16 protein-coding genes are annotated in these 20,506 nt (G+C 62.8%); 5 read left to right on the top strand and 11 right to left on the bottom strand.

Annotated elements, in window-relative coordinates; all coding sequences use genetic code 11:
• Positions 1-237: 237 nt before the first annotated feature.
• Positions 238-780: a TetR/AcrR family transcriptional regulator gene (locus AC3WN8_RS22855; RefSeq protein ID WP_492671800.1), complete on the top strand. Its 543-nt coding sequence runs from the start codon at positions 238-240 to the stop codon at positions 778-780.
• Between the two features lie 71 nt (positions 781-851).
• On the opposite strand, the gene AC3WN8_RS22850 is transcribed toward AC3WN8_RS22855, so the two are convergent.
• From AC3WN8_RS22850 to AC3WN8_RS22815, 8 genes are all read right to left on the bottom strand, one after another.
• On the bottom strand, positions 852-1,637 hold the full coding sequence (locus tag AC3WN8_RS22850; protein ID WP_492671799.1) for an EthD domain-containing protein: 786 nt from the start codon (positions 1,635-1,637) through the stop codon (positions 852-854).
• Positions 1,634-3,337: an FAD-binding protein gene (locus AC3WN8_RS22845; RefSeq protein WP_492671798.1), complete on the bottom strand. Its 1,704-nt coding sequence runs from the start codon at positions 3,335-3,337 to the stop codon at positions 1,634-1,636. The genes AC3WN8_RS22850 and AC3WN8_RS22845 overlap by 4 nt, the downstream gene beginning before the upstream one ends.
• Positions 3,338-4,111 carry an SDR family NAD(P)-dependent oxidoreductase gene (locus tag AC3WN8_RS22840; RefSeq protein WP_492671797.1) on the bottom strand — a complete coding sequence of 258 codons (774 nt, stop codon included), beginning with the start codon at positions 4,109-4,111 and terminating at the stop codon, positions 3,338-3,340.
• 2 nt (positions 4,112-4,113) lie between these two features.
• The gene (locus AC3WN8_RS22835) at positions 4,114-5,271 is read right to left on the bottom strand and encodes an acyl-CoA dehydrogenase family protein (protein ID WP_492671796.1); all 1,158 of its coding nucleotides are present in this window, start codon (positions 5,269-5,271) and stop codon (positions 4,114-4,116) included.
• A 102-nt stretch (positions 5,272-5,373) separates the two neighbouring features.
• A complete protein-coding gene (locus AC3WN8_RS22830) occupies positions 5,374-6,531 on the bottom strand; it encodes a thiolase C-terminal domain-containing protein (protein ID WP_492671795.1) in 1,158 nt (385 codons plus the stop codon).
• A 28-nt stretch (positions 6,532-6,559) separates the two neighbouring features.
• Positions 6,560-10,072, bottom strand: a complete 3,513-nt coding sequence (locus AC3WN8_RS22825; RefSeq protein ID WP_492671794.1) for an indolepyruvate ferredoxin oxidoreductase family protein — start codon at positions 10,070-10,072, stop codon at positions 6,560-6,562.
• A 70-nt stretch (positions 10,073-10,142) separates the two neighbouring features.
• Positions 10,143-10,604 (bottom strand): Zn-ribbon domain-containing OB-fold protein, encoded by a 462-nt coding sequence (locus AC3WN8_RS22820; protein ID WP_492671793.1) that lies wholly within the window; start codon positions 10,602-10,604, stop codon positions 10,143-10,145.
• A complete protein-coding gene (locus tag AC3WN8_RS22815; protein WP_492671792.1) occupies positions 10,601-11,422 on the bottom strand; it encodes an enoyl-CoA hydratase/isomerase family protein in 822 nt (273 codons plus the stop codon). The genes AC3WN8_RS22820 and AC3WN8_RS22815 overlap by 4 nt, the downstream gene beginning before the upstream one ends.
• A 356-nt stretch (positions 11,423-11,778) precedes the next feature.
• On the opposite strand from AC3WN8_RS22815, the gene AC3WN8_RS22810 reads away from it, so the two are divergent.
• From AC3WN8_RS22810 to AC3WN8_RS22800, 3 genes are all read left to right on the top strand, one after another.
• Positions 11,779-13,497: an FAD-binding protein gene (locus AC3WN8_RS22810; RefSeq protein WP_492671791.1), complete on the top strand. Its 1,719-nt coding sequence runs from the start codon at positions 11,779-11,781 to the stop codon at positions 13,495-13,497.
• Between the two features lie 61 nt (positions 13,498-13,558).
• Positions 13,559-14,638, top strand: a complete 1,080-nt coding sequence (locus tag AC3WN8_RS22805; protein ID WP_492671790.1) for an aromatic ring-hydroxylating dioxygenase subunit alpha — start codon at positions 13,559-13,561, stop codon at positions 14,636-14,638.
• Between the two features lie 868 nt (positions 14,639-15,506).
• Positions 15,507-15,788, top strand: a complete 282-nt coding sequence (locus AC3WN8_RS22800; protein WP_492671789.1) for a hypothetical protein — start codon at positions 15,507-15,509, stop codon at positions 15,786-15,788.
• Between the two features lie 291 nt (positions 15,789-16,079).
• On the opposite strand, the gene AC3WN8_RS22795 is transcribed toward AC3WN8_RS22800, so the two are convergent.
• From AC3WN8_RS22795 to AC3WN8_RS22785, 3 genes are all read right to left on the bottom strand, one after another.
• A complete protein-coding gene (locus AC3WN8_RS22795) occupies positions 16,080-16,484 on the bottom strand; it encodes a hypothetical protein (RefSeq protein WP_492671788.1) in 405 nt (134 codons plus the stop codon).
• Between the two features lie 104 nt (positions 16,485-16,588).
• Positions 16,589-17,383, bottom strand: a complete 795-nt coding sequence (locus AC3WN8_RS22790) for an enoyl-CoA hydratase/isomerase family protein (RefSeq protein WP_492671787.1) — start codon at positions 17,381-17,383, stop codon at positions 16,589-16,591.
• Positions 17,373-19,046, bottom strand: coding sequence for a class I adenylate-forming enzyme family protein (locus AC3WN8_RS22785; protein WP_492671786.1), 1,674 nt, complete (start codon positions 19,044-19,046; stop codon positions 17,373-17,375). The genes AC3WN8_RS22790 and AC3WN8_RS22785 overlap by 11 nt, the downstream gene beginning before the upstream one ends.
• A 266-nt stretch (positions 19,047-19,312) precedes the next feature.
• On the opposite strand from AC3WN8_RS22785, the gene AC3WN8_RS22780 reads away from it, so the two are divergent.
• Positions 19,313-20,476, top strand: a complete 1,164-nt coding sequence (locus AC3WN8_RS22780) for an acyl-CoA dehydrogenase family protein (RefSeq protein ID WP_492671785.1) — start codon at positions 19,313-19,315, stop codon at positions 20,474-20,476.
• Positions 20,477-20,506 lie beyond the last annotated feature (30 nt).

The following is a 20,506-nucleotide window of genomic DNA, read 5'->3' as shown; positions in this document are numbered from 1 at the left end:
GCGGGCAGGATTTTCAGGGGCGATATGCAGGCCTCCCTAGAGCGATTTTTAGTTCGATGGAATCATCGAACGGCTCGAAAATCGCGACAAGACAAAAGCCTGGGGCATGCGATCCCGCATGCCCCAGGTCGGAAGGCATATTCTGTAGCCGTGCGGAAAAGTTCCAATTTTAGGGTTTGAACATTGCGACGGAAAACGCCGATTCAAAGCAGGGCAAAGGTAACCTCGGAAGCGATATTGGAGGCGGCCGAGATCATCATCCTCAAAGACGGATATGAAAAGGCGACGACAAACTATATCGCCGAAAGGGCCGGCGTCAGTATCGGTTCGTTATATCAATATTTTCCGAACAAGGATGCCGTCCTCTCGGCGCTGATCGAGCTGAAGGTCTCCAGGCTCGCGAATGGCGTACGGCTCATCTTGCGGGAATCGATGGAGTTCCCACTGGATGAAGCCAGCCGCAGGATATTGACATATCTGCTCGAAAATTTCCGCGAGCATAAGGTCCTGCTCTATTCACTTGCCAAGCAGACACCGGAACTTGTCCAGCTGACGCGAAATCTGTCGGTGGAGAAGTTCACGCACGCCACCAGCAAGGCGCTGTTCGAACGGCATCGGAGCGAGATCACCCCGAAAAACCTGGATCAGGCGCTCAACATCCTCGAGATCGCAGTCCTGTCGAATATCAGGCGCTACATCATGGAAGAGCCGGCCGACATGACCGATGAGGAATTCATCGACGAGATGGTCAAGCTGTCGATGGCCTATATGCGGGCATAGGCCCGGCAGGCTGCACGATTTTGTGACGCACCCACGGCGTCATCTCCGCGAAAGCGGGGATGACAGCAGATCTAAGCCTCGATGCCCGAGACATGCTCCTCCACCGCGAGCATGATGATCGAGGCGCGATCGAACAATTGAGACTCGTCTGCCGTGACGATCGCGTCGACCTTCGGATCGGCACGGTGCAGCTGAAAGTGCTGGAAGTCCGCCTCGTTCCAGAACCAGACTTCGACCATGACATCGAAGAACGGCTCGATCCGCGGTGACGGTATCGCCGGTATCGGGCGCTGCGCATCGGCCTTTGGAAAGCTGCGGCGATAGCTTGCAAAGGCCGGTTTGCCGTCCTTGGTAAGGACACTGAGCGCCAGCGGGCAGTGGCCGTCCTCATATCGCCGGATGAACGCATCGCGCGACATCCCCGCCTTTTTGCGGATCAGGCCGATCAGCTTGATTGCCGGCCGACCGGCATGGCTGGCGGGGCGCGGCTGAAGCATGGCGTCCGGCGTGACGAATTCGTCGCACTCGAACATGCCGGCCTGATCGAAGAGCGCCGCCTCGCTGTTCCGTATCGCAGTCGCGATGCCGTCATCCTCGATCGCCGCGGCAAGCGCCGTCAGCTTGTCGCCATCCTCGTACCAGATCTCGGTGACGACATCGAAATCCGGCTTCGACGCGGCCTGGCGCGAAGGATCCCGCGACAGCATCGCGCCCGGCAGCACATAGCTTCGGTGATAGGCGGAGAAATAGGGGAGCAGCGATTGCACCAGCGGCACATGGCCGGTTTCGTAACGATCGATGAAGGTCCGGGGCTCCATCCCGTCCCGGGCCTTCAGGAACACCACCTGCTTGATCATGCGTCATCCTTCCGCGACCGGGCGGCGATATCGTTCGCCGCGATATAGGCAAAGACCGTTGCCGGCCCCAGCGTGCCGCCGGCACCGGGATAGCAATTGCCGAAGGGCGACCCCGCACAATTTCCGATCGCGTACAGATTGCCGATCTCGTCGCCCAGCTTCGTTAGCACGCGGGCATGGGCGTTGGTTTTGAGGCCGCCCTTGGTGCCCAGGTCGCCAAGGTCGATCTGCACCGCATAGAAGGGGCCCTGGTCGATCGGGCCCATACAGGGGTTGGGCGCGACATCCTGCTTGCCGAAGAACATGTCGAACCGGTTCTGTCCGCGGCCGAATTCCTCGTCCCGGCCGGTGGCCGCATATTGGTTCATCCTTGCGACGGTTTCGGTCAGCGTGGCGGCATCGACCGCCATCTTTGCGGCTAACTCCTCAAGGCTGTCGGCCTTGAAGACATAGCTGTCCCACCATTCGACCGGAATACTGCGATCCGGCATGACGAAACTCGGCAGGATCGCGCCGCAGGGATAGGCTTTCCGGAATTTGGCGTCGAAGACCATCCAGCACGGCGTGTTGGCGCCGGTTTTCTGGTGGTCGGCGATCATCGCCTGGCCGAATTCGTCATAGGAGCAGCTCTCGTTGACGAAGCGGCGGCCGAGCCGGTTGACGCACAGGCTATAGGGATGCCGGTGATCGAAGAACATCGGCTGTGCGATGTCGAGATTGGGCACCGTGCGCGACGGCAATTGCATGCTCGGCGCCCACCAGTTCGCGTCCAGCGATTCGGTATCGGCGCCGACCGCCATTCCCGCCGTCAGCCCGTCGCCGACATTCATGCCCCGCGGCGTCAGGCTCCAGCTGCTGCTGGTGGGAACCGGCAGCAATGCGTCGCGCAGCGCCTGGTTCTGTTCGAATCCGCCCGCGGCAAGGATCACCGCATGACGCGCCGTGAAGGTGGTTGTCCTGCCCCTGGAAAGCGCCTCGACGCCGACCACCTTGCCGCTCTCGGTCACAAGGCCGGTGAGCGCGCAGTTGAGCATGAGCGGAATGTTCCGCTCCAGCATCGCCTTGCGCAATCCGCCGATCAGCGCGCGGCCCATGGTCAGCCGGCGATCATGCGGGGTCCTTCCGCGCCAGGGCAGGTCCAGCCAATATTTGAGGATCAGCTTCGCCGCGGTCCATTGCCAGCCGAATTTCCGTGCCGACAAGGCAAAGCTTTGCTGGAGGTTGAGCGCATAGCGATCGAACAGCTTGTAGCCGGATGGCGACTCCCTCAGATGGAAGAAATCCGCACCGAGATCTGCGCCGTTCATTTCCACCGGGAACAGCGAGCGCCCGGTCGATGCGCCGGGCGCGCCCGCGATATAGTCCGGAAATCCGGGGATCGACATCATCGCCACGCCGATGTCGGACAGGAAACGGATCATGTCGCGGCCATGGTCGACATAAGCGGCCAGCTTGTCGGTGCGGAAGTCGCCCTTTGACACCGCATCGAGATAGGTCAGCGCCAGTTCGCGGCTGTCCGGCTCGACGCCGATGCCATGATCGGGGATCCAGATCCCGCCGCCCGATGTCGCCGACGTCCCGCCATATCGGGATGATTTTTCGACGAGCAGCGGGCGCAGGCCCAGATCGTGCAGGCGGACCGCGGCGAGCATGCCCCCGGCGCCGGCGCCGCAGATGACGACGTTGAAATCCGTCTCCATCTAAAGGCTGTAGCCGCCATCGAGCGTCAGCGTCTGTCCCGTGACGAAACGCGCGCGGTGCGATGCGAAGAACAGCACCGCTTCGGCGACCTCCTCCGCCGTCCCCAGCCGCTTTAGCGCGGAGTTTCGTTTCGCCGCTTCGATATAGGCATCGTCATAGGCGACCCCGATCATCTTGCGGAACAGGCCCGCGTCGATCAGGCCCAATGCAACGGTGTTCGCGCGAATACCGCTGCGGCCCTCTTCGCGCGCGATGCCGGTCATCAGCGCGTCGATCGCAGCCTTGGGCACGACCGACAGCGCGTCCTTTGCCGGCCAGCGCAGCAGGCCGGTGGTGCTGATCGTGACGAAGCTTCCACCCCGTTCGCGCATATGGGGCAGCAGCGCGTGGACGAGGTTGAAGAAGCCGTTGGTGTCGGCATCCATCACCTGTCTGAACTCGTCGGTGCCGATATCGCCGATGAACTTCATCGCGATGTGCGAGCCGCTGGCATTGACCAATGAGTGGATGCGGCGATGGTTCGCCACGATCTCCGCGCAGACGGCGGCGACGCTCGCCGCATCCTCCATCGCGAGCGCATAGGATGCCGCGCTGCGGCCATGTCCGTTGACCGCCGCGATCGCCTGGTCGGCGGCTGCCTTGTTGGTGCGGTATGTCAGCACGACATCGCTGCCCGCCTCGGCGAGCTTCTCGCAGATCGCGCTGCCGATGCCGCCGCTGCCGCCGATGACGAGCGCGACGCCGTCATCGGGGAAATCCGGGGACGCGACCATGATCAAAAACTCCTCGAGATGATTTCTTTCATGATCTCGTTCGTGCCGCCGTAGATCATCTGCGCGCGCGCATCGGTCCATGCCCGCGCGACCGGATATTCGAGCATATAGCCATAGCCGCCATGGAGCTGGACGCACTCGTCGAGCACGCGGTTCTGCAGCTCGGTGCACCACCATTTGGCCATGGCCGACGCTTCGGCGCTCAGCGTTCCGGCGCAGGCCAGCTCGATGCACCGGTCGATATAGACCCGTGCGATCTGCGTCTTGGTCTTGCACTCCGCCAGCTTGAACTTGGTGTTCTGGAAATCGATCAGCTTCTTGCCGAACGCCTCGCGCGATTTGGTGTAATCGATGGTCGATTCCAGCGCGACCTCGCAGCCGGCGACGGCGCGGATCGCGATCATCAACCGCTCCCACGCCAGTTCCTGCATCAGGTAGCGCAGACCCTCGCCCTGGCGGCCCAGCAGATTGCCCCGGGGGATCCGGACATCGTCGAAGAACAGTTCGGCGGCGTCCTGTGCCTTTTGCCCGACCTTGTCGAGCGGCAGGCTCTTGCTGACGCCGTCACGGTCCGCCTCGACTAGGAACAGCGACAGGTTGCTGCCGCCATCCTCCTGCTCGGTCTTGGCGGCGACGATGATCAGGTCGGTGATATAGCCGTTGGTGATGAAGGTCTTGGTGCCGTTGAGGATGTAATCGTCGCCGATCGCGACGGCGCGGGTCGTGATCGCGCGCAGATCGGACCCGCCGCGCGGTTCGGTCATGGCGAGCGAGCCGATGACTTCGCCGCGGGCGAGCCTTGGCAGCCACGTCTCCTTCTGCGCCTCGTCACCGAAGCGTTCGATATATCCGGCGACGATCTCGGAATGCATGACGAAACCGGGGCCGGCTGCATTGGCCCTTTGCTGTTCCTCGATCATCACCGCGCTGTATTTCCGGTCGGCGCCGGCGCCGCCATATTTTTCGGGTGTCGTCAGGCAGAGGAAGCCATGCTTGCCCGCCTCCAGCCAGACCTCCCGATCGGTGTGGCACTGCTTGTTCCACTTATCGAGATTCGGGATGACCGAATCCTGCATGAAGCGCCGGACGTTCGTCCGAAACAGCTCATGCTCGTCCGTGAATATCGTTCTCTCTATGGGCAGGAAATGCGCACCGCTCACTTGTTGTTTCCCCTGAATTCCATTGGCCGCTTTGCTTGTTTCAACGGAAATCGGAGTGACGACCGCACATTGAACAGGCGAAATCCTACGTCCCGATCGGGCTCATTTTGAACTCGTATTCCGCAGGATGAGCGCGCCATTGGGCGTTGTGTCGCAGGATGTGACAAGGCAGGTCTGCGCACCCGCGATCTGCGTGCAGGCATCACCGCGAAGCTGCTTCACCGCCTCGGTCATCAGGTTCATGCCGTGGAGATAGACTTCGGCCAGGCTGCCGCCCGATGTGTTGACGGGCAGCCTGCCGTCCGCACGGGTGTCGCCGCGCGCGACGAAGTCGCCGGCCTCGCCGCGATCACAGAAGCCATAGGCTTCCAGGCTGAACAGGACCAGAGGCGAGAAGGCGTCGTAAAACTGCGCGACATCCACGTCGGCAGCCTTGATGTCCGACTGTCTCCACAGGTTGGCCGCGCAACTCCATGACGAACTGCGCAGCGGATCGGCGCTGTGATAATCGGTCATCAACTGGTGCTGCGGCTTCATGCCTTGCGAGAAGGCATGGATATGGACCGGCGGTTTCGGGCAATCGGCGGCGCGGTCGCTGCGGACAAGCACAAGCGCGATCGCACCGTCGCTCTCCAGGCAATTGTCATACAGGCACAGTGGGTCGGAGATCATCCGCGCGCCCATATAATCCTCGATCGACAGCGCGCGCGATCCCATCAGCGCCTTAGGATTGTTGCGGGCATAGCTGCGCATCGACAGTGCCACTTCGGCGAGCTGTTCGCGCGTCAGGCCATATTCGTGCATATAGCGCTTGGTCAGCACCGCGACCTCGTCGACGGGGCGCAGCAGCCCCTGCGGCCTCGACCATTTCCAGTGATCCTCGACGACGCTCTGGACCCCGGCCCAGAGCCGTTTCGATGGTGCGCCGCGTTTGCGCGATCGCCAGACGACGCCGACATTGGCGACACCCGCGGCGATAGCCAGCGCCAGATGCCCGACCGCGCCGCAACCCGCGCCGCCGCCATGCGGCGATTGCGACAGATAATGGACGTCGCCCATGCCGACGCTGCGCGCAATCTCGAACTCGGGCGTCTGTTCATAGGTGTAGCAGGACAGCGCATCGACTTCGGACGGGTGGATGCCGGCATCGTCGAGCGCAGCCTTGATCGCCCGGCACGCCAGCTGGAATTCGGATTCCTCCAGGTTTTTCGAAAAGGGCGTCTCGCCGATCCCGACGATCGCGGTCTTGTCTTTCAGCATGATGGTGACGCCCGCTATCCTGTCTGTTCTATTCTGCCGCCACGAGCGTCGTGGCCTGCGGCGACGGATGGAAGAAGCGCTCGAGCAGTTCGGCAAGCCGGGCCTGCGCCTTTTCGAGATGCTCGTCCTTGACCGTGTCGTAGCCGCGGATCAGCTCCGGATAGGATGCGATCTCGACCGCGAGGCCGTAATTGCCGGCGTCGAGCGCCGCGAGAATGTCGCCGATCATCGTCTCGTAACTGGCGATCAGCTCGCGCTCGATTCGGCGGTGGCCGCTATAACCGAAGATGTCGAAGGGCGTGCCGCGCAGGACTTTGAGCTTCGCCAATATGGCATAGAGGCGCATCGTGCCGCGACCGAATGTCCGCTTTGGGTAACGCCCGGTTTTCAGATCGCGCTTTTGCAACAGTGGCGGCGCCATATGGAATTCGAGGCGCAGATCGCCTTCGAACTCCTGGCTGAGCGCCTGCATGAAGCCGGCATCGCTATAGAGCCGGGCGACCTCATATTCGTCCTTGAAGGCCATCAACTTATAGAAATAGCGGGCGACTGCCCTGGTGAGCGCCTGATCGTCGCCGAACCCGGCATCGACCGCGCGCACCCGCTCGACCAGCACCCGGTATCGGTCTGCATAGGATCGGTTCTGATAGCCGACCAATTCGTCCGCAAAACGATCGACGAGCGATGCGACCGTCTTGTCCTTTTCAACGGGCGCCTGTTCGGATCCCCCGAACGCAATGGCTTCGACCGCAGGCAGATTGGTGGCGGCGATCCGGCCCCAGGTCAGCGCGACATTGTTCATCTCGACGCTGACGCCGTTCAGCTCGACGGCCTTCAGCAGCGCGTTCAGGCCGATCGGCATCCATCCCTTCTGGAAGGCATAGCCGACCAGGAACAGATTGGCCGCCACCTCGTTGCCCATCAACGCATAGGCCAGCTTTCCGGCATCGACGAAAGCGCTGCGGGCGTCGCCCAATATGCCGAGGATCGATCCGACCATCCGGTCCGCGGTCAGGTTGAGATCGGGATTGCTCGCAAAGGCCGATGTCGGGGCGACGCGGGTATTGACGACCGCGCGGCTCCTGTCCGGCGCCATTTTCGAGACGACCTCCTGACCGGTGGTCACGACGATGTCGCATCCCAGGATCAGGTCCGCGACGACGATGCGGGTGGCGTGCAGTTCCTCCGGTCGCGCGGCGATCCGCACATGGCTGGTCACCGGCCCGTTGCGCTGGGCAAGGCCGGCGACGTCGAGCACCGAACATCCCTTGCCCTCCAGATGCGCGGCCATGCCGAGCAGCGCGCCGATCGTCACGACGCCGGCGCCGCCGATGCCGGTGATCAGCAGGCTGAACGGTGCATCGAGCGGTGCGACATTCGGTTCGGCCAATTGCGCGGCGAGCATCGCGGCTTCGGCGGGCAGGGCCGATCCATGACTGACACTGCGCTTGCGCGGCGTGCCGCCATGCACGGTCACGAAGCTAGGGCAATAGCCCTTGGTGCAGGAGAAATCCTTGTTGCAGGCGGATTGGTTGATCCGTCGCTTGCGGCCGAATGCGGTTTCGACCGGCTCGATCGCGATGCAATTGGATTGCACGCCGCAATCGCCGCAGCCCTCGCACACGCGCGGGTTGATGAAGATGCGCCGGTCGGGCTCCTCTGCGGTGCCGCGCTTGCGGCGGCGGCGCAATTCGGTCGCGCAATATTGTTCGTAGACGATGATCGAGACGCCCTCGACCTCGCGCAGTTCGGTCTGCACCGCGTCGAGCGTGTCGCGGTGGTGGATCGTCACGCCCGGCGCGAAATCGTACCGGCCGTCATATTTTCCGATATCGTCGCTGACGACCGCGATCCGCCGGATGCCTTCGGCATGGACCTGCCGGGTCAGTTCGTCGACGCGGACCTTGCCTTCGATGCTTTGCCCGCCGGTCATCGCGATCGCGTCGTTGACCAGGATCTTGTAGGTGATGTTAACCCCGGCGGCGACGGCCGCGCGGATCGCGAGCAGGCCCGAATGATAATAGGTGCCGTCGCCCAGATTCTGGAAGATGTGCGTCTTGTGGGTGAAGGGGGAGAGGCCGATCCATGGCGCGCCTTCGCCGCCCATCTGGAACAGGGTCGGCGTATTCCGTTCCGGCAGGAACGTCGCCATGCCATGGCATCCGATGCCGCCAAAGGCGACGCTGCCCTTGGGCACCTTGGTTGACGTGTTATGCGGGCATCCCGCGCAGAAGCTCGGCAATCTGACGAGATTGCCGCCCTGTCCGACGGGCGCGGCAGCGGATCTGGGCTGCCATCCTGTCGCCGCGAGCGCCGCTTCGCCGCCCAGCCGCGCCAGCAGCGCGCCGATCGTCTCAGCCAGGTTCGGCGCGTTCAATTCGCCTTCCGACGAGATCAGGGGAAGGCCGTTTTCGTCGAGCTTGCCCAGCAGCAGCGGCGCGGCCTTGTCGTTGACGAACAGGCTGGCCAGTTGCGGCTCGATGATCGGCCTTTTTTCCTCGACCACCAGGACGTATCGATAGGACCGGGCAAAGTCGGAAATCAGCTCGGGCTCCAGCGGCCAGGGCATGGCCACCTTGAAGACGCCGATGCCATGGTCGCGGCATTGGTCGTGATCGAGGCCGAGTTCCTCGATCGCCTGCATCAGATCGGGATGCGCCTTGCCGGTGGTGACGATGCCGAGCAGGCCGGTCTTGCCGTGGATGATCGGACGGTTGAGCCGGTTCGCCTTCACGAACGCCTTCACCGCGGGAATGCGCTTCTGATATTGGCGCTGTTCGACCATGACGGGATGGATGCCCCAGCCCGCGTTCAGCGCGCCCGGCTGATGCTCGTCCTCGTCGGGCAGGGAAATCGAGACCCGATCGTCCGACACATTGACCGATGCCGAGCTTTCGACGGTGTCGGTCACGCATTTCATGCCGACCCAGCATCCCGAAAAGCGGGAGAGCGCGAAACCGTAAATGCCGAAATCCAGATAATCCTGCACCGACGACGGATTGAAATAGGGCATGCCGTAATGGACGAACGCGTGATCGCTCTGATGCGCGACCGTCGACGATTTGGCGCCATGGTCGTCGCCGGCGAGGACCAGCACGCCGCCATGTTTCGACGATCCGGCATAGCTGCCATGCTTCAGTGCGTCGCCGGCCCGGTCCAACCCGGGGCCCTTGCCGTACCAGAGCGCGAACACGCCGTCATAACGCGCCTCGCCGAACAGATCGGTCTGTTGCGATCCCCAGACCGCTGTCGCGCCGAGTTCCTCGTTGATGCCCGGCTGGAAGACGATGTGATGCGCGTCCAGCTCTCGCCGGGCGCCTTTCAGCGCGGTGTCGTAGCCGCCGAGCGGCGAGCCGGTATAGCCCGAGATGAAGCCGGCGGTGTTCAGCCCGTTGGCGAGATCGCGATCGCGCTGCATCATCGGCAACCGCACCAGCGCCTGCGATCCGGACAGATAGACGCGCCCCGCGGTCTTGCGATAGCGATCCTCGAGAGCGTAGTCCTGCAGGCCTTGCCCGGACGCGGTTGCAGGCTCGGTCACGATGAGATCTCCATATGTCCGTCGGCACAATCGACGGCGAGTACCGGGCGGCGCAGCGGGGGCATGATGGTCAGGTCCATGACGACAGCGCCTTCGTGCCGAGGCGCCAGAAGGGCAGGGTGCAGCCTTCGGACACCTGGCGGAACTGGATGCGGATGGGCTGGCCGATCGTCACATCGTCCGCGGTCACGCCCGTCACCTCGCCGCGCTCGTCCCTGATCGCCATGCCGGCCATCCTGATCTGCGGATTCTCCTTCAGCGCGCCGATGATCGTGACATAGGGCGCCAGTGCCTCGAACGCGGGCAGCAGGGGCGAGCGAGGACTGGCAAAGGACCAGACCACGCCTTCGCCCGAGACCTGCTCCCAGACCAGGTCTTCCGACTGGCAATGCGGGCACATCGGACGCGGCGGAAAGCGCATTTCGCCGCATGAAGCGCAGGCCTGGACGACCAGCCGATGCTGCCGTGCATTCTCCCAGAACACGCGGTCGAGCGGATCGTCGGTCGAGGGCAGGGGGATATCGTCGATCATTTGCCGTCCTGCCCGGAATAGGGCGCCCAGCGCGGTGTTCGCTTCTCCGAAAACGCGCGGATCCCTTCGACGAAATCATGTGACTGGTTGTGCGCGACGATCGCATTCCATCCATTGATCGACGCGTCGTGCAGGCCCGTTTCCTTCGCACCCCAGATCGCGCGCTTGGTCCGCGCCATGGCGCCCGGCGAATTGCGTGCGATACGTGCCGCCAGCGTGCGTGCGCGATCGAGCAGGTCGCCGGCGGCATGGATCTCGTTGACCATGCCCAGCCTGAAGGCGTCCTGTGCGGTGATTGTCTCGCCCCGGCCGCCCAGTGCCATCTGGAGCACCGCGCCCATCGGCATGCGCCGGGCGAGCGCGATCGTCTCCAGCGCGGAGACCAGGCCGACGCTGACATGGCTATCGGAGAATTCGGCATGGTCGCAGCTGAGCACGATGTCGCACTCGGCGACGAAATGCAGGCCGCCGCCGATCACCGCGCCGTTGATCGCGCAGATCACGGGTTTCCAGACATGGTTCTGGAGCGGGGTCCATCGGATCGACGCGATGTCGGGCACGCCATTCCCGTCGACGATCATGGCGGGCAGGTCGGCCAGGTCCGCGCCCGTGCAGAACGCCTTGTCGCCCGCGCCGGTCACGATCGCGACGATCGCCGAAGGATCGGCGTCGAACAGTCGCCATGCCTCGGGCAATTCCCGGCTCATCACACTGTTGACGGCATTCAGCCGCTGCGGCCGATCGAGCGTGATCAGCGCAACGCCATCGCTGACGTCATAGGTGAGAGTTTCGAACTGAATTTTCCGATCCCCTTCCATAAATCGCTGTTTTCCTTGATGTTCGCGTGACGGGTCCGCGGCCATGCCACGGGGAACGCACCCGGCGACGGATGCGCGAAGGCGCTGCATTCGATTGGGATCGCGTCCGTGGATGGCCACTCCGGACTGCGGCCTTCCGTCAATTTATGTTATGGATAGCGTTCAGGATAAACTCGCATTGGCGGACTTTGGGCATCGCCGGCTTTAGTGAGTTAAAGCGAGTTTCACTTGAGTGTCCTTCGAGGTCTTCTCTAGTCAGTCATGATCGGGCGGGGATATATGCGATTGGCACCAGCGGATTGGAATCCGGCGGCACGGCCCAGCGGGTTCACGCACCGGCGCAACAGGCGCGCGACATGAAGCCAGTCGCCGTCAACGGTTCGGCAGCGCAGGATTTCGACGTCATCGTGGTCGGCTCCGGCGCGGCCGCGCTGCTGTCCGCGGTGCGTGCGACGGACCTGGGTGCGCGCGTTCTCGTCCTTGAGAAGGAGGGCAAGTTCGGCGGGAATTCGGCGATGTCCGGCGGGGGCATCTGGGTACCCAACAACTCGAAGATCGGATCGGCCGGCATATCGGACAGCGCGGAGGATGCCTTCGCCTATCTGCGCTCCGTCATCCCGGCGGAGCAGATCGGCGACGATACGATCCGCATGTATATCCGCACGGCGCCGGCGATGATCGATTATCTCGGCCAGATCGGCGTGCCCTATAGCCCGGTCGAGAAATATCCCGACTATTATCCCAGCATGCCCGGCTGGAAGCCGGGTGGGCGCACCATGGATTGCGCGCCGCTCGACGGTCGGGCGCTTGGCGGCCATCTGCAGCAGCTCCGCGAGATGCCGCCGGCCTCGAAGGCATTCGGCAGGATCAACCTGTCGATCACCGAGGCGTCTAAGCTGCAGGCGGTCGCCAAGGGCTGGCAGAAGATCGCGGCGGGATCGGTGGTGCGCTACGCTCTGGATATCGGTGCCCGATTGCGCGGCGGACGCGACCGTCGCCTGTGCATGGGCGAGGCGCTGGTCGGCCGGCTGTTCCTGGCGGTTCAGGCGCGGAAGATCGAATTCAGGACGAACACGCCCGTGTCCGGGCTTGCCTATGAGGCTGGCCGGGTCTGCGGCGTCATCACCCAGGACAAGGGCGGGAAGACGCGCCTCCTGACCGCTCGCAAGGGCGTGATCGTCGCGGCGGGCGGGTTCGAGAAGAGCAAGGCGATGCGGCTGCAGCATCTCGCCAACCCCACCTCGCCCGACTGGTCGGCCGGCAGCCCCGGCAACACGGGGGACCTGATCGCGGCCGGCCGCAAGATCGGCGCCGCGACCGGGCTGATGAACGAAGCCTGGTGGGCGCCCTCGGTTCGCTGGGGCGGCCGGACGATCATCCTGTTCTTCGAGAAATCAAAACCGGGGCTGATGATCGTCGATCGCACCGGCCGGCGCTTCATGAATGAATCGATCACCTACAATTCCTACGGCAAATGCATGTATGGCGAGAATTACGATCTGAAGGATCGGGTGCCCGCCTATGTGATCTTCGACAGCCGATATCGCGCGAGATACATGTTCGGCGGCTTGTTGCAGTCGGGCATGTCTCCGGACTGGATGAACCCCGGTGCGTTCGGCAAGAACGGGATGCTGACCAGGGCATCGACCCTGGGCGAGCTGGCCGCGAAGCTCGGCATCGATCCGGCCGGGCTGGAAGCGACGGCGGCCGAAATGGGCCGCTTCGCCGCGACCGGCGTCGACGAGAAATTCGGGCGTGGCGCCGACGAACACGACCGCATGTATGGCGACGAACGCGTCTCTCCCAATCCATGTCTGGGGCCGATCGACAAGGGGCCGTTCTACGGCACGCTGCTGTTCGCCGGCGATATCGGCACCAAGGGCGGCCTCGTTATCGACGACGATGGCCGCGTGCTCGATGAGGCGGGCGCACCGATCGAAGGGCTCTATGCCGCGGGCAACAGCACATCGTCGATCATGGGCGACAAATATCCCGGCGCCGGCTGCACTTTGGGGCCGGCGCTGACCATCGCCTATCGCGCCGCGGCGAAAATCATGGGCGCCAACCAGATCTGAGCATCCGGCCGGATACGGCCGCATTCTTCGTACACATCAAGACAATATGGGGACGTTGGTCGTGGCCAAATCCAGAGACTATAAACTGGGCGAGTTCGACTTTCCGCGCGGGTGGTTCATGATCGCCGAGGCATCCGAACTCGGCAAGGCGCCGCTGCCCTTGCGCTTCTTCGGAAAGGATTTCGCGCTGTTCCGCGGCGAGAGCGGGCGGCTGGTGCTGCTCGATGCGCATTGCGCCCATATGGGCGCGCATCTCGCCGCATCGACCAGCGCCTCGATCGTCATCCATGGCGAACAGATCGAGGGTGACGCGATCCGCTGCCCCTATCATGGCTGGCGGTTCAATCATGAGGGCTATGCCGACGACATTCCGGGGTTCGACGGGCCGTGCCCCAAGGCGGCGAAGCTGGGATCCTATCGCGTCACGCAGGTGATGGGCGCGATCATGATGTGGCACGATCCCGAAGGCGGAGAGCCCGATTTCGATCCCCCATCATTGCCCGAATGGGATCGGCGCGACTGGATCAACGGCGCTTATGATCATCTCGGGCGGCTGGAGATCCACCCGCAGGAGATCCTCGACAATATGGCGGATTCCAACCATCTCGGCCCGACGCACGGTGCGCCCTGCGAATATTTCGAGAATGAGTTCGACGGCCATCTCTATTATCAGCGGCAGGGCGGATTTCGCCGCGAATATGACGCCTATCTGATGACCTATACCTGGTATACCGGGCCAGGCCTGCTTCTCTCGAAACAGGCGATCGGCGATATCCGCTCGATCGAATTCATCTTCCACACCCCCGTCGACGACGGTGTGACCCAGGTCTGGCACAACAATCTGCTGAAAGCGTCGAGTGACGCACCGGGCGACGAAGAGCGTGCCAAGGCAGCCTTCCTCCAGAACGAAGTGCTGTCGGCGTTCAAGCAGGATTTCGATATCTGGCGCAACAAGGTGCCCGCGTTGCAGATCATGAGCCTGCCGACCGAACGCAATTTCCGGCTCGGGCGGAACTGGTACAGGCAATTCTACAACCCGCGCGAGCGGGCGGGGGAGTTCCATGCCACGACGGACGGGAAGCACATCCCGATCCACAAGAGGCCGCCTTATGAGATGTCGCTGGAGCTTGAGGGCGATTAGGGCGCAGGCTCATAAACTGGACTGTCCGTTGACGCCCCAATAGCGGACCTTGCCTCTGACCACCAAGCGGTCCAGCATGTGACTATGGCAGAGGAAGAACGAGAGTTGCTGATCGCGCTAGCGTGGATGTGCGAGCAGTACATCGGCACTGGCAAGGCCGATTGGCTCGACCATATGTGCATGGGCGCCGGAGAAGATGCAGTGCACCTGCTCGTCAAGTACGGATTGGTCGTGCCATCTGGCAGGGGCGGCACGTGGACTGAAGCGGGTAAAGCTCTTCTAGATTCTGCATAATGTGAACGGCAACTAACCACCCTAGTCGGCCGTTGCGCACGCTGCGGACGCTCCCGATCCTGCCGGTCAGCTAGCGCCCCAGATGCTGCCGTGCGTTCCTAAAGGGGATTTTGGGCGAGGTAGTCCGCTAAATCGGCTTCGTCTATTCCCGGCGCCCCCAGCTTAAGCCAGCCCTCAAATTCGTCTGGATAGGGCGTCATATAGCGCCCATCCTTTTCAGCGCCTGAAACCGGTCCAAATTCGGAAAGGAACCTTATGTGATATATAGCCATGACCCATGCTTTCCGGTCGCCCGGATCGTCCGGCGCGCCCAGTGAGCGATTTGTATACTTCGAAGCTCCTTCGATCATGTCCCTCAGATCCGCGAACCTAGAGGATTGAATCATCGCTCTAATAAGTTGGGCAGCCTCCACGCTCAGGTCCATTCCATCGAGTTTAGAGAGATATGTGCCTGCGACAACGGCTGATTTCCACCCATTATGCGCCGTCCAGCAGTGACGAAGCCGCTCTAGGACCGGTCAGGCCGCTCACGCCCCAATAGCGGCCGTCCAGTCTGATGTGGTATGCTGGACCTATGGCAGAATTGATCCATGAAATCTGGTGCGACGTCTCGGGAGGCGAGCAATCCATGTCACAGGCGAGCGAGCAGGCTGACAAGCTTCGTCTAGCGACGATGCCTAATGCCAGACTCGCGCACACCTTCACCGCCACGTCCGATTTTGATGCGTTTCAGAAAAACTACGATTGGAATGGATGGGGTATTTGGCGACCAGAGCCCCATTGGGCCGAGCGACCTTTCACCGACGAGGAAGAGGCCGCGCAGCAAAAATACCTAACGAACCGGAACGGCAGCTAACCACCCAAACTTCGCCATTAGCGTCCACTGTTGGGTAGGAGAATTGCGGGGCCGCTTCCGCCCCGGCTCCGGAAGTAGATTGACGATCGGACGGCACCTGATTGCACACTGGCGCCTTTCCCGGTCGATTTGCCGCTGCCCGTGGGACCGGTCACGAACACACGCACAGCTTACCTCTCCCGACAGGCAAATGGTGCGCGCATTATATGGCCGCTTATGCGTTGGTGCAGGACAAACCCGACAAAGCTGCCGTTTTCCACGTCATGGCCGGAACGGCCGGCGATGGCGCAATCACCGCGGGATCGAACGCGAACGCCGATAGCCGAAGCGGCTGCTTTCGAACGATATCGTGGCTCCGGCATTGTCGCCGAGCGGAATGTCAGCGGTGCCATAGGCGCCGCGCGTGCCATTCGTTCCGATCATGAAGCCCATCTCGCCATGGATGCCCCGTCCGAAACCTTCCGATTCCGTCGGCTCGCGGCGCGCCGCAGCGGCGCGTTCCTCGGTGTTCGCGTCCAGGATCGCGTCCCGCTGCTCGTCCGTCAGGCGAATCGGATCGGCATCGGTGGAGGCGGGCGATGCGGGCTGTGCCGTCGCCGGCGCCGCTGCCGGTTGCGCAAATACGGTCGTCGACCAGCCACAAGTTCCCGCCGCCAGGGCGAGGGCGATCGGGAGGGCACGGAAGTTCGATGGCATCGATTGGGTCATTGCGCCTTATGGACCGAAAAAGCCTGACCGCAAAATGAACGGAAAGGGGCGGGCATGTCCGCCCCCGATCCGTCTCGCGGAAGGTCGGGGCGTTATCGCCCCGTGAATTGCGGCTTTTCCTTGTTCTGGAACGCTTCCAGCGCGATGCGGTGATCGTCGAGCAGCTGGGTCACATTCTCATAGGCGGCTGCGCGGTCGATGACGGCATTGGCGGTCACTTTCAGGCCCGCATTGATCGATGCCTTGGTCCATTTGATCGAATGGGTGGCGCCCCGGGCCAGCCGTCTCGCCATCTTCGCCACGGTCTCGTCGAGCGCATCTGCGGATACGGATTCGGTGATCAGGCCGATGGCGGCGGCTTCGGGGGCGGAGATGGGATCGCCCGTCAGCAGATAGCGGCGCGCCCGCGCATAGCCGATCAGCTGCGGCCACATGACCGCGCCGCCATCGCCGGCGACGAGGCCGACCGAGACGTGCGGATCGGCGAACACCGAATGGTCCGATGCGTAGACGAAGTCGCAATAGAGGGCGAGCGAGCAGCCCAGCCCGATCGCGGGGCCGTCGACCTTGGCGATGATCGGCTTCTCCAGGTCGAGCATCGAATTCTGGATCTTGCGGTCGCGGCGGATGCCGATGCTGGTCGCCGCGGCGTCGCCATGCAGCGACAACAGCCATTTCAGGTCGCCGCCGGCGCAGAAGGAACCGCCCGAGCCGGCAAGAATGACGACATCGACGCCGTTGTCGCGATCGACCTCGTCGAAGATCATCGAGAATTCTTCGTGCAGGGCCTGGTTGATCGCATTTTTGGTCTCGGGACGGTTGACGGTGATCGTCAGGATAGTGCCGTCCTGTTCGACGCGAAGTTCCTTGTAGCGATCATAGCGCATGCCTGTTTCCCTCGATTGATGAAACGGATTCGGACGGCTGGCCTTCGATGAGGCCCAGCCGCTCGGATATCTGTCTTTGGAGTATGAATTTCTGGATCTTGCCGGACGGCGTCAGCGGGAACGCGTCGACGAATTCCACATAGTCCGGCACTTTCCAGCGTGAGATCCGCGCGAAGCACCATTGCCTGATCTCTTCGCCGGTGATGTCCGCCCCGTCGCGGAGGCGCACCACGGCGCAGGCCACTTCGCCATATTTCGTATCGGGCACGCCGATGACCGCGACATCGCCGATCGCCTCATGCGCCTTCATGTAGGTTTCGATCTCGACGGGAGACAGATTCTCGCCGCCGCGGATGATCATCTCCTTCTTGCGGCCGACGATCGCTACGAAGCCGTCATCGTCCATCCGCGCCAGGTCGCCCGACGCGATCCATGCCGTGCCCCCGGATCGGTCCGGGTCGCCCGCCATGCTGCCATAGCCCTGCATGGCGCCGGGGCCGCTGTAGAAGAGTTCGCCGATTTCGTTGCGGGGCACCGATCGGCCCTGATCGTCCCGGATCGCGACGCTGACGCCGGTAAGCGCTGCGCCGCTCGTCCGCGTCTTCTTTTCGGCGCTGTCGGCCGGGATGGTCGTCGTCGTCACGCCGCAGGTTTCGGTCTGTCCATAGCAATTGATGACATCGGCGCCGAAAACCTGCTGGCAGCGTTCGAGAAGATCCATGGTCACCGGCGCGCCGCCGACGATGATCGTCTTCAGACTGTCGAACCGGCGGCCGGCGATCGAGGGATCGTCGAGCATCGCGATCAACATGGTCGGCACGCCGATGAATGCCGTGCATTCCTCCCGTTCGAGAATGTCGAGCGTGATCGCGGGCTTGAAGATATGGAGCGGCAGCGTGGTCGCGCCGACCAGCGCGGCGCCGGGAATGGAATTGCCCGATCCGCCGACATGGAACAGGGGAAAGCCGGGGCAGACGCGGCTGGTCTCGTCCAGCCCCCATATCCGATAGGAATTTTGGGCGGTGGTGTTGATCGCCCGGTGCGAAAGCCGCACCGCCTTTGGCACGCCGGTCGTCCCCGACGTGTACTGGATCATGAAGACGCTGTCCGGATCGACGTCGATATGCGCGCGCGCATAGGGCGATGCGCGCATCAGCCCGATCCAGATGCTCGAAAAGCAGTGGACGTGGCGAAGACCGGGCGTGTCCCTGCGCGCTTCGGCGATGACGTCGACGGGCGATGCGCCGCCGATCAGATCGGCGTGGAAAATGCCCGCGGCGTTCGAATCCCGCAGCGCGAATTGCAGCTCGCCCAGTTTGTACAGCGGGTTCAGCGCGACCAGCACCAGCCCCGCCTTTGCGAACGCATATTCGAGCAGCACCCATTCGGGATGATTGGGGCCCCAGATGGCGACCCGTTCCCCCGGCCGATATCCCAGGTCAAGCAATGCCCCCGCCAGGCGCTCCGCATTGTCGTTCAGTGCGGCATAGGACCATATCGCATCGGCGATCGCGGGTTGATGCCGGTAGACGACGGCCTGCTTGTCGCCCCATTTGCGCGCGGCGTCGGACAGGGCGGCGCCCAATGCGAGGCTGCCTGAACGGGCTTGCCCGGCGTCCTGCGGCGCAGTCCATTCGGAGAGAGGGGAATCGAGGCTTTTCACGCTGATTGTCTTGCCGATGATCCGGAGTCGCGATGAGCGTCCGAATGCCGGTTCGCCCTGTGTCGGAGCTCGGACTAGCCTCGCATAGGGCTCACCTTAAACTCGTTTTCCTCTGCCGATTGTAGTGCCTGATCGGCCGTCCGGCGCACATTTATGCGAGTTCAAGGTGAATGGCTTTGGCCTTACGTCGAGGCTGAATTTAGCTCGTTCATAAAGAAATACGCGCGGTCCGACGCACAAGGTCGGCGCGTATTCATGGGAAGAAGATGGATCATTTTCCGGAGTCCGATCACATCCAGATGCTGCGGGAAACGCTTTTGCGTTTCATCGAAAAGGAAATGCCGCTGGATCTGGTGAGACAGTGGGATCGCGACAATGTCTTCCCGCACGACGTTCACGCCAAGCTGGCCGAACTCGGGCTGATGGGGCTCACCGTGCCCGAGGAATATGGCGGCGGCGGGCGCGACGTTCGCGCGACGATCGTCGCGATCGAATTGCTTTGCGGACGCAGCATGGCGGTCGGCGGCCCCTATATCCAGTCGGCCTGCTATGCCGGGCTCAATATCGCGGAGGTCGGCAGCGAGCGGCAGAAGCGCGAGCTGCTTCCCCGGGTCGTCGATGAAGGCATGATCTTCGCCTATGGCATCAGCGAGCCCGACGTCGGCGCCGATGTCGCGGCGGTGCGCACGACGGGCCGGATCGACGGCGATCGCCTGATCGTCAACGGATCGAAGCGCTTCTGCTCCGGCGCGAAGATCGCCGACTATATCTACACGCTCGTCCGCACCGGGCCGAAGGACGAGAAATACAGGAACCTCTCCCTCGTTCTCATCCCGTCGCTCGCCGAAGGCATCACCTTCGAGGCACAGGACGCTTTGGGGCTGAAGGGCACCGGCACCTATGACGTCACTTTCTCCGACGTTTCCGTTCCGCTCCGGAACATCGTCGGGGAAGAGGCCGGCTGGAACAATGCCTGGTCGATGCTGGTGGGCCCCGGCCTCGATATCGAGAAGATCGAAGTCGCCGCGATGGCGCTGGGCATTGCCGCTGCTGCCGTCGACGAGGCCTGGGCCTATGCGCAGGATCGCTGCCAGTTCGGAAAGCCGATCTCTGCCTTTCAGTCGGTCCGGCACATGCTGGCCGAGGTGAAGACCAAGCTGCACGCCTGCCGCGTGCTCACATATCAGACCGCCGAGACGCTCGATCGCGAGGGCAAGGCGCCGCTGGAAACCGCGATGGCCAAGCTGTTCGTCTGCCAGGCCGCGCAGGAGATCGTGCTCACCTGCCAGCAGATCATGGGGGCTTATGGCTATATCAGGGAATTCGACATGGAGCGCCATGTCCGCGACATCCTGATCATGCCCATTCTTGGCGGCTCTTCGGCGATCCAGAAGAACAATATCTGCAACATGCTGAAATTGAAGAAGTGACGGAAATGCAAATTTTATCAAAGGTGAGGG

The organism is Sphingobium sp. FW305-3-2-15-F-TSA7 (genome assembly GCF_058787155.1).
This window is presented reverse-complemented; position numbering and strand designations above follow the sequence as displayed.

What these genes read in the sequence shown, in the direction of transcription:
- AC3WN8_RS22795 (WP_492671788.1), bottom strand. Translation starts at nt 16,484, where the DNA reads ATGCCATCGAACTTCCGTGCCCTCCCGATCGCCCTCGCCCTGGCGGCG.
- AC3WN8_RS22810 (WP_492671791.1), top strand. Translation starts at nt 11,779, where the DNA reads ATGAAGCCAGTCGCCGTCAACGGTTCGGCAGCGCAGGATTTCGACGTC.
- AC3WN8_RS22830 (WP_492671795.1), bottom strand. Translation starts at nt 6,531, where the DNA reads ATGCTGAAAGACAAGACCGCGATCGTCGGGATCGGCGAGACGCCCTTT.
- AC3WN8_RS22800 (WP_492671789.1), top strand. Translation starts at nt 15,507, where the DNA reads ATGGCAGAATTGATCCATGAAATCTGGTGCGACGTCTCGGGAGGCGAG.
- AC3WN8_RS22820 (WP_492671793.1), bottom strand. Translation starts at nt 10,604, where the DNA reads ATGATCGACGATATCCCCCTGCCCTCGACCGACGATCCGCTCGACCGC.
- AC3WN8_RS22815 (WP_492671792.1), bottom strand. Translation starts at nt 11,422, where the DNA reads ATGGAAGGGGATCGGAAAATTCAGTTCGAAACTCTCACCTATGACGTC.
- AC3WN8_RS22850 (WP_492671799.1), bottom strand. Translation starts at nt 1,637, where the DNA reads ATGATCAAGCAGGTGGTGTTCCTGAAGGCCCGGGACGGGATGGAGCCC.
- AC3WN8_RS22840 (WP_492671797.1), bottom strand. Translation starts at nt 4,111, where the DNA reads ATGGTCGCGTCCCCGGATTTCCCCGATGACGGCGTCGCGCTCGTCATC.
- AC3WN8_RS22790 (WP_492671787.1), bottom strand. Translation starts at nt 17,383, where the DNA reads ATGCGCTATGATCGCTACAAGGAACTTCGCGTCGAACAGGACGGCACT.
- AC3WN8_RS22780 (WP_492671785.1), top strand. Translation starts at nt 19,313, where the DNA reads ATGGATCATTTTCCGGAGTCCGATCACATCCAGATGCTGCGGGAAACG.
- AC3WN8_RS22845 (WP_492671798.1), bottom strand. Translation starts at nt 3,337, where the DNA reads ATGGAGACGGATTTCAACGTCGTCATCTGCGGCGCCGGCGCCGGGGGC.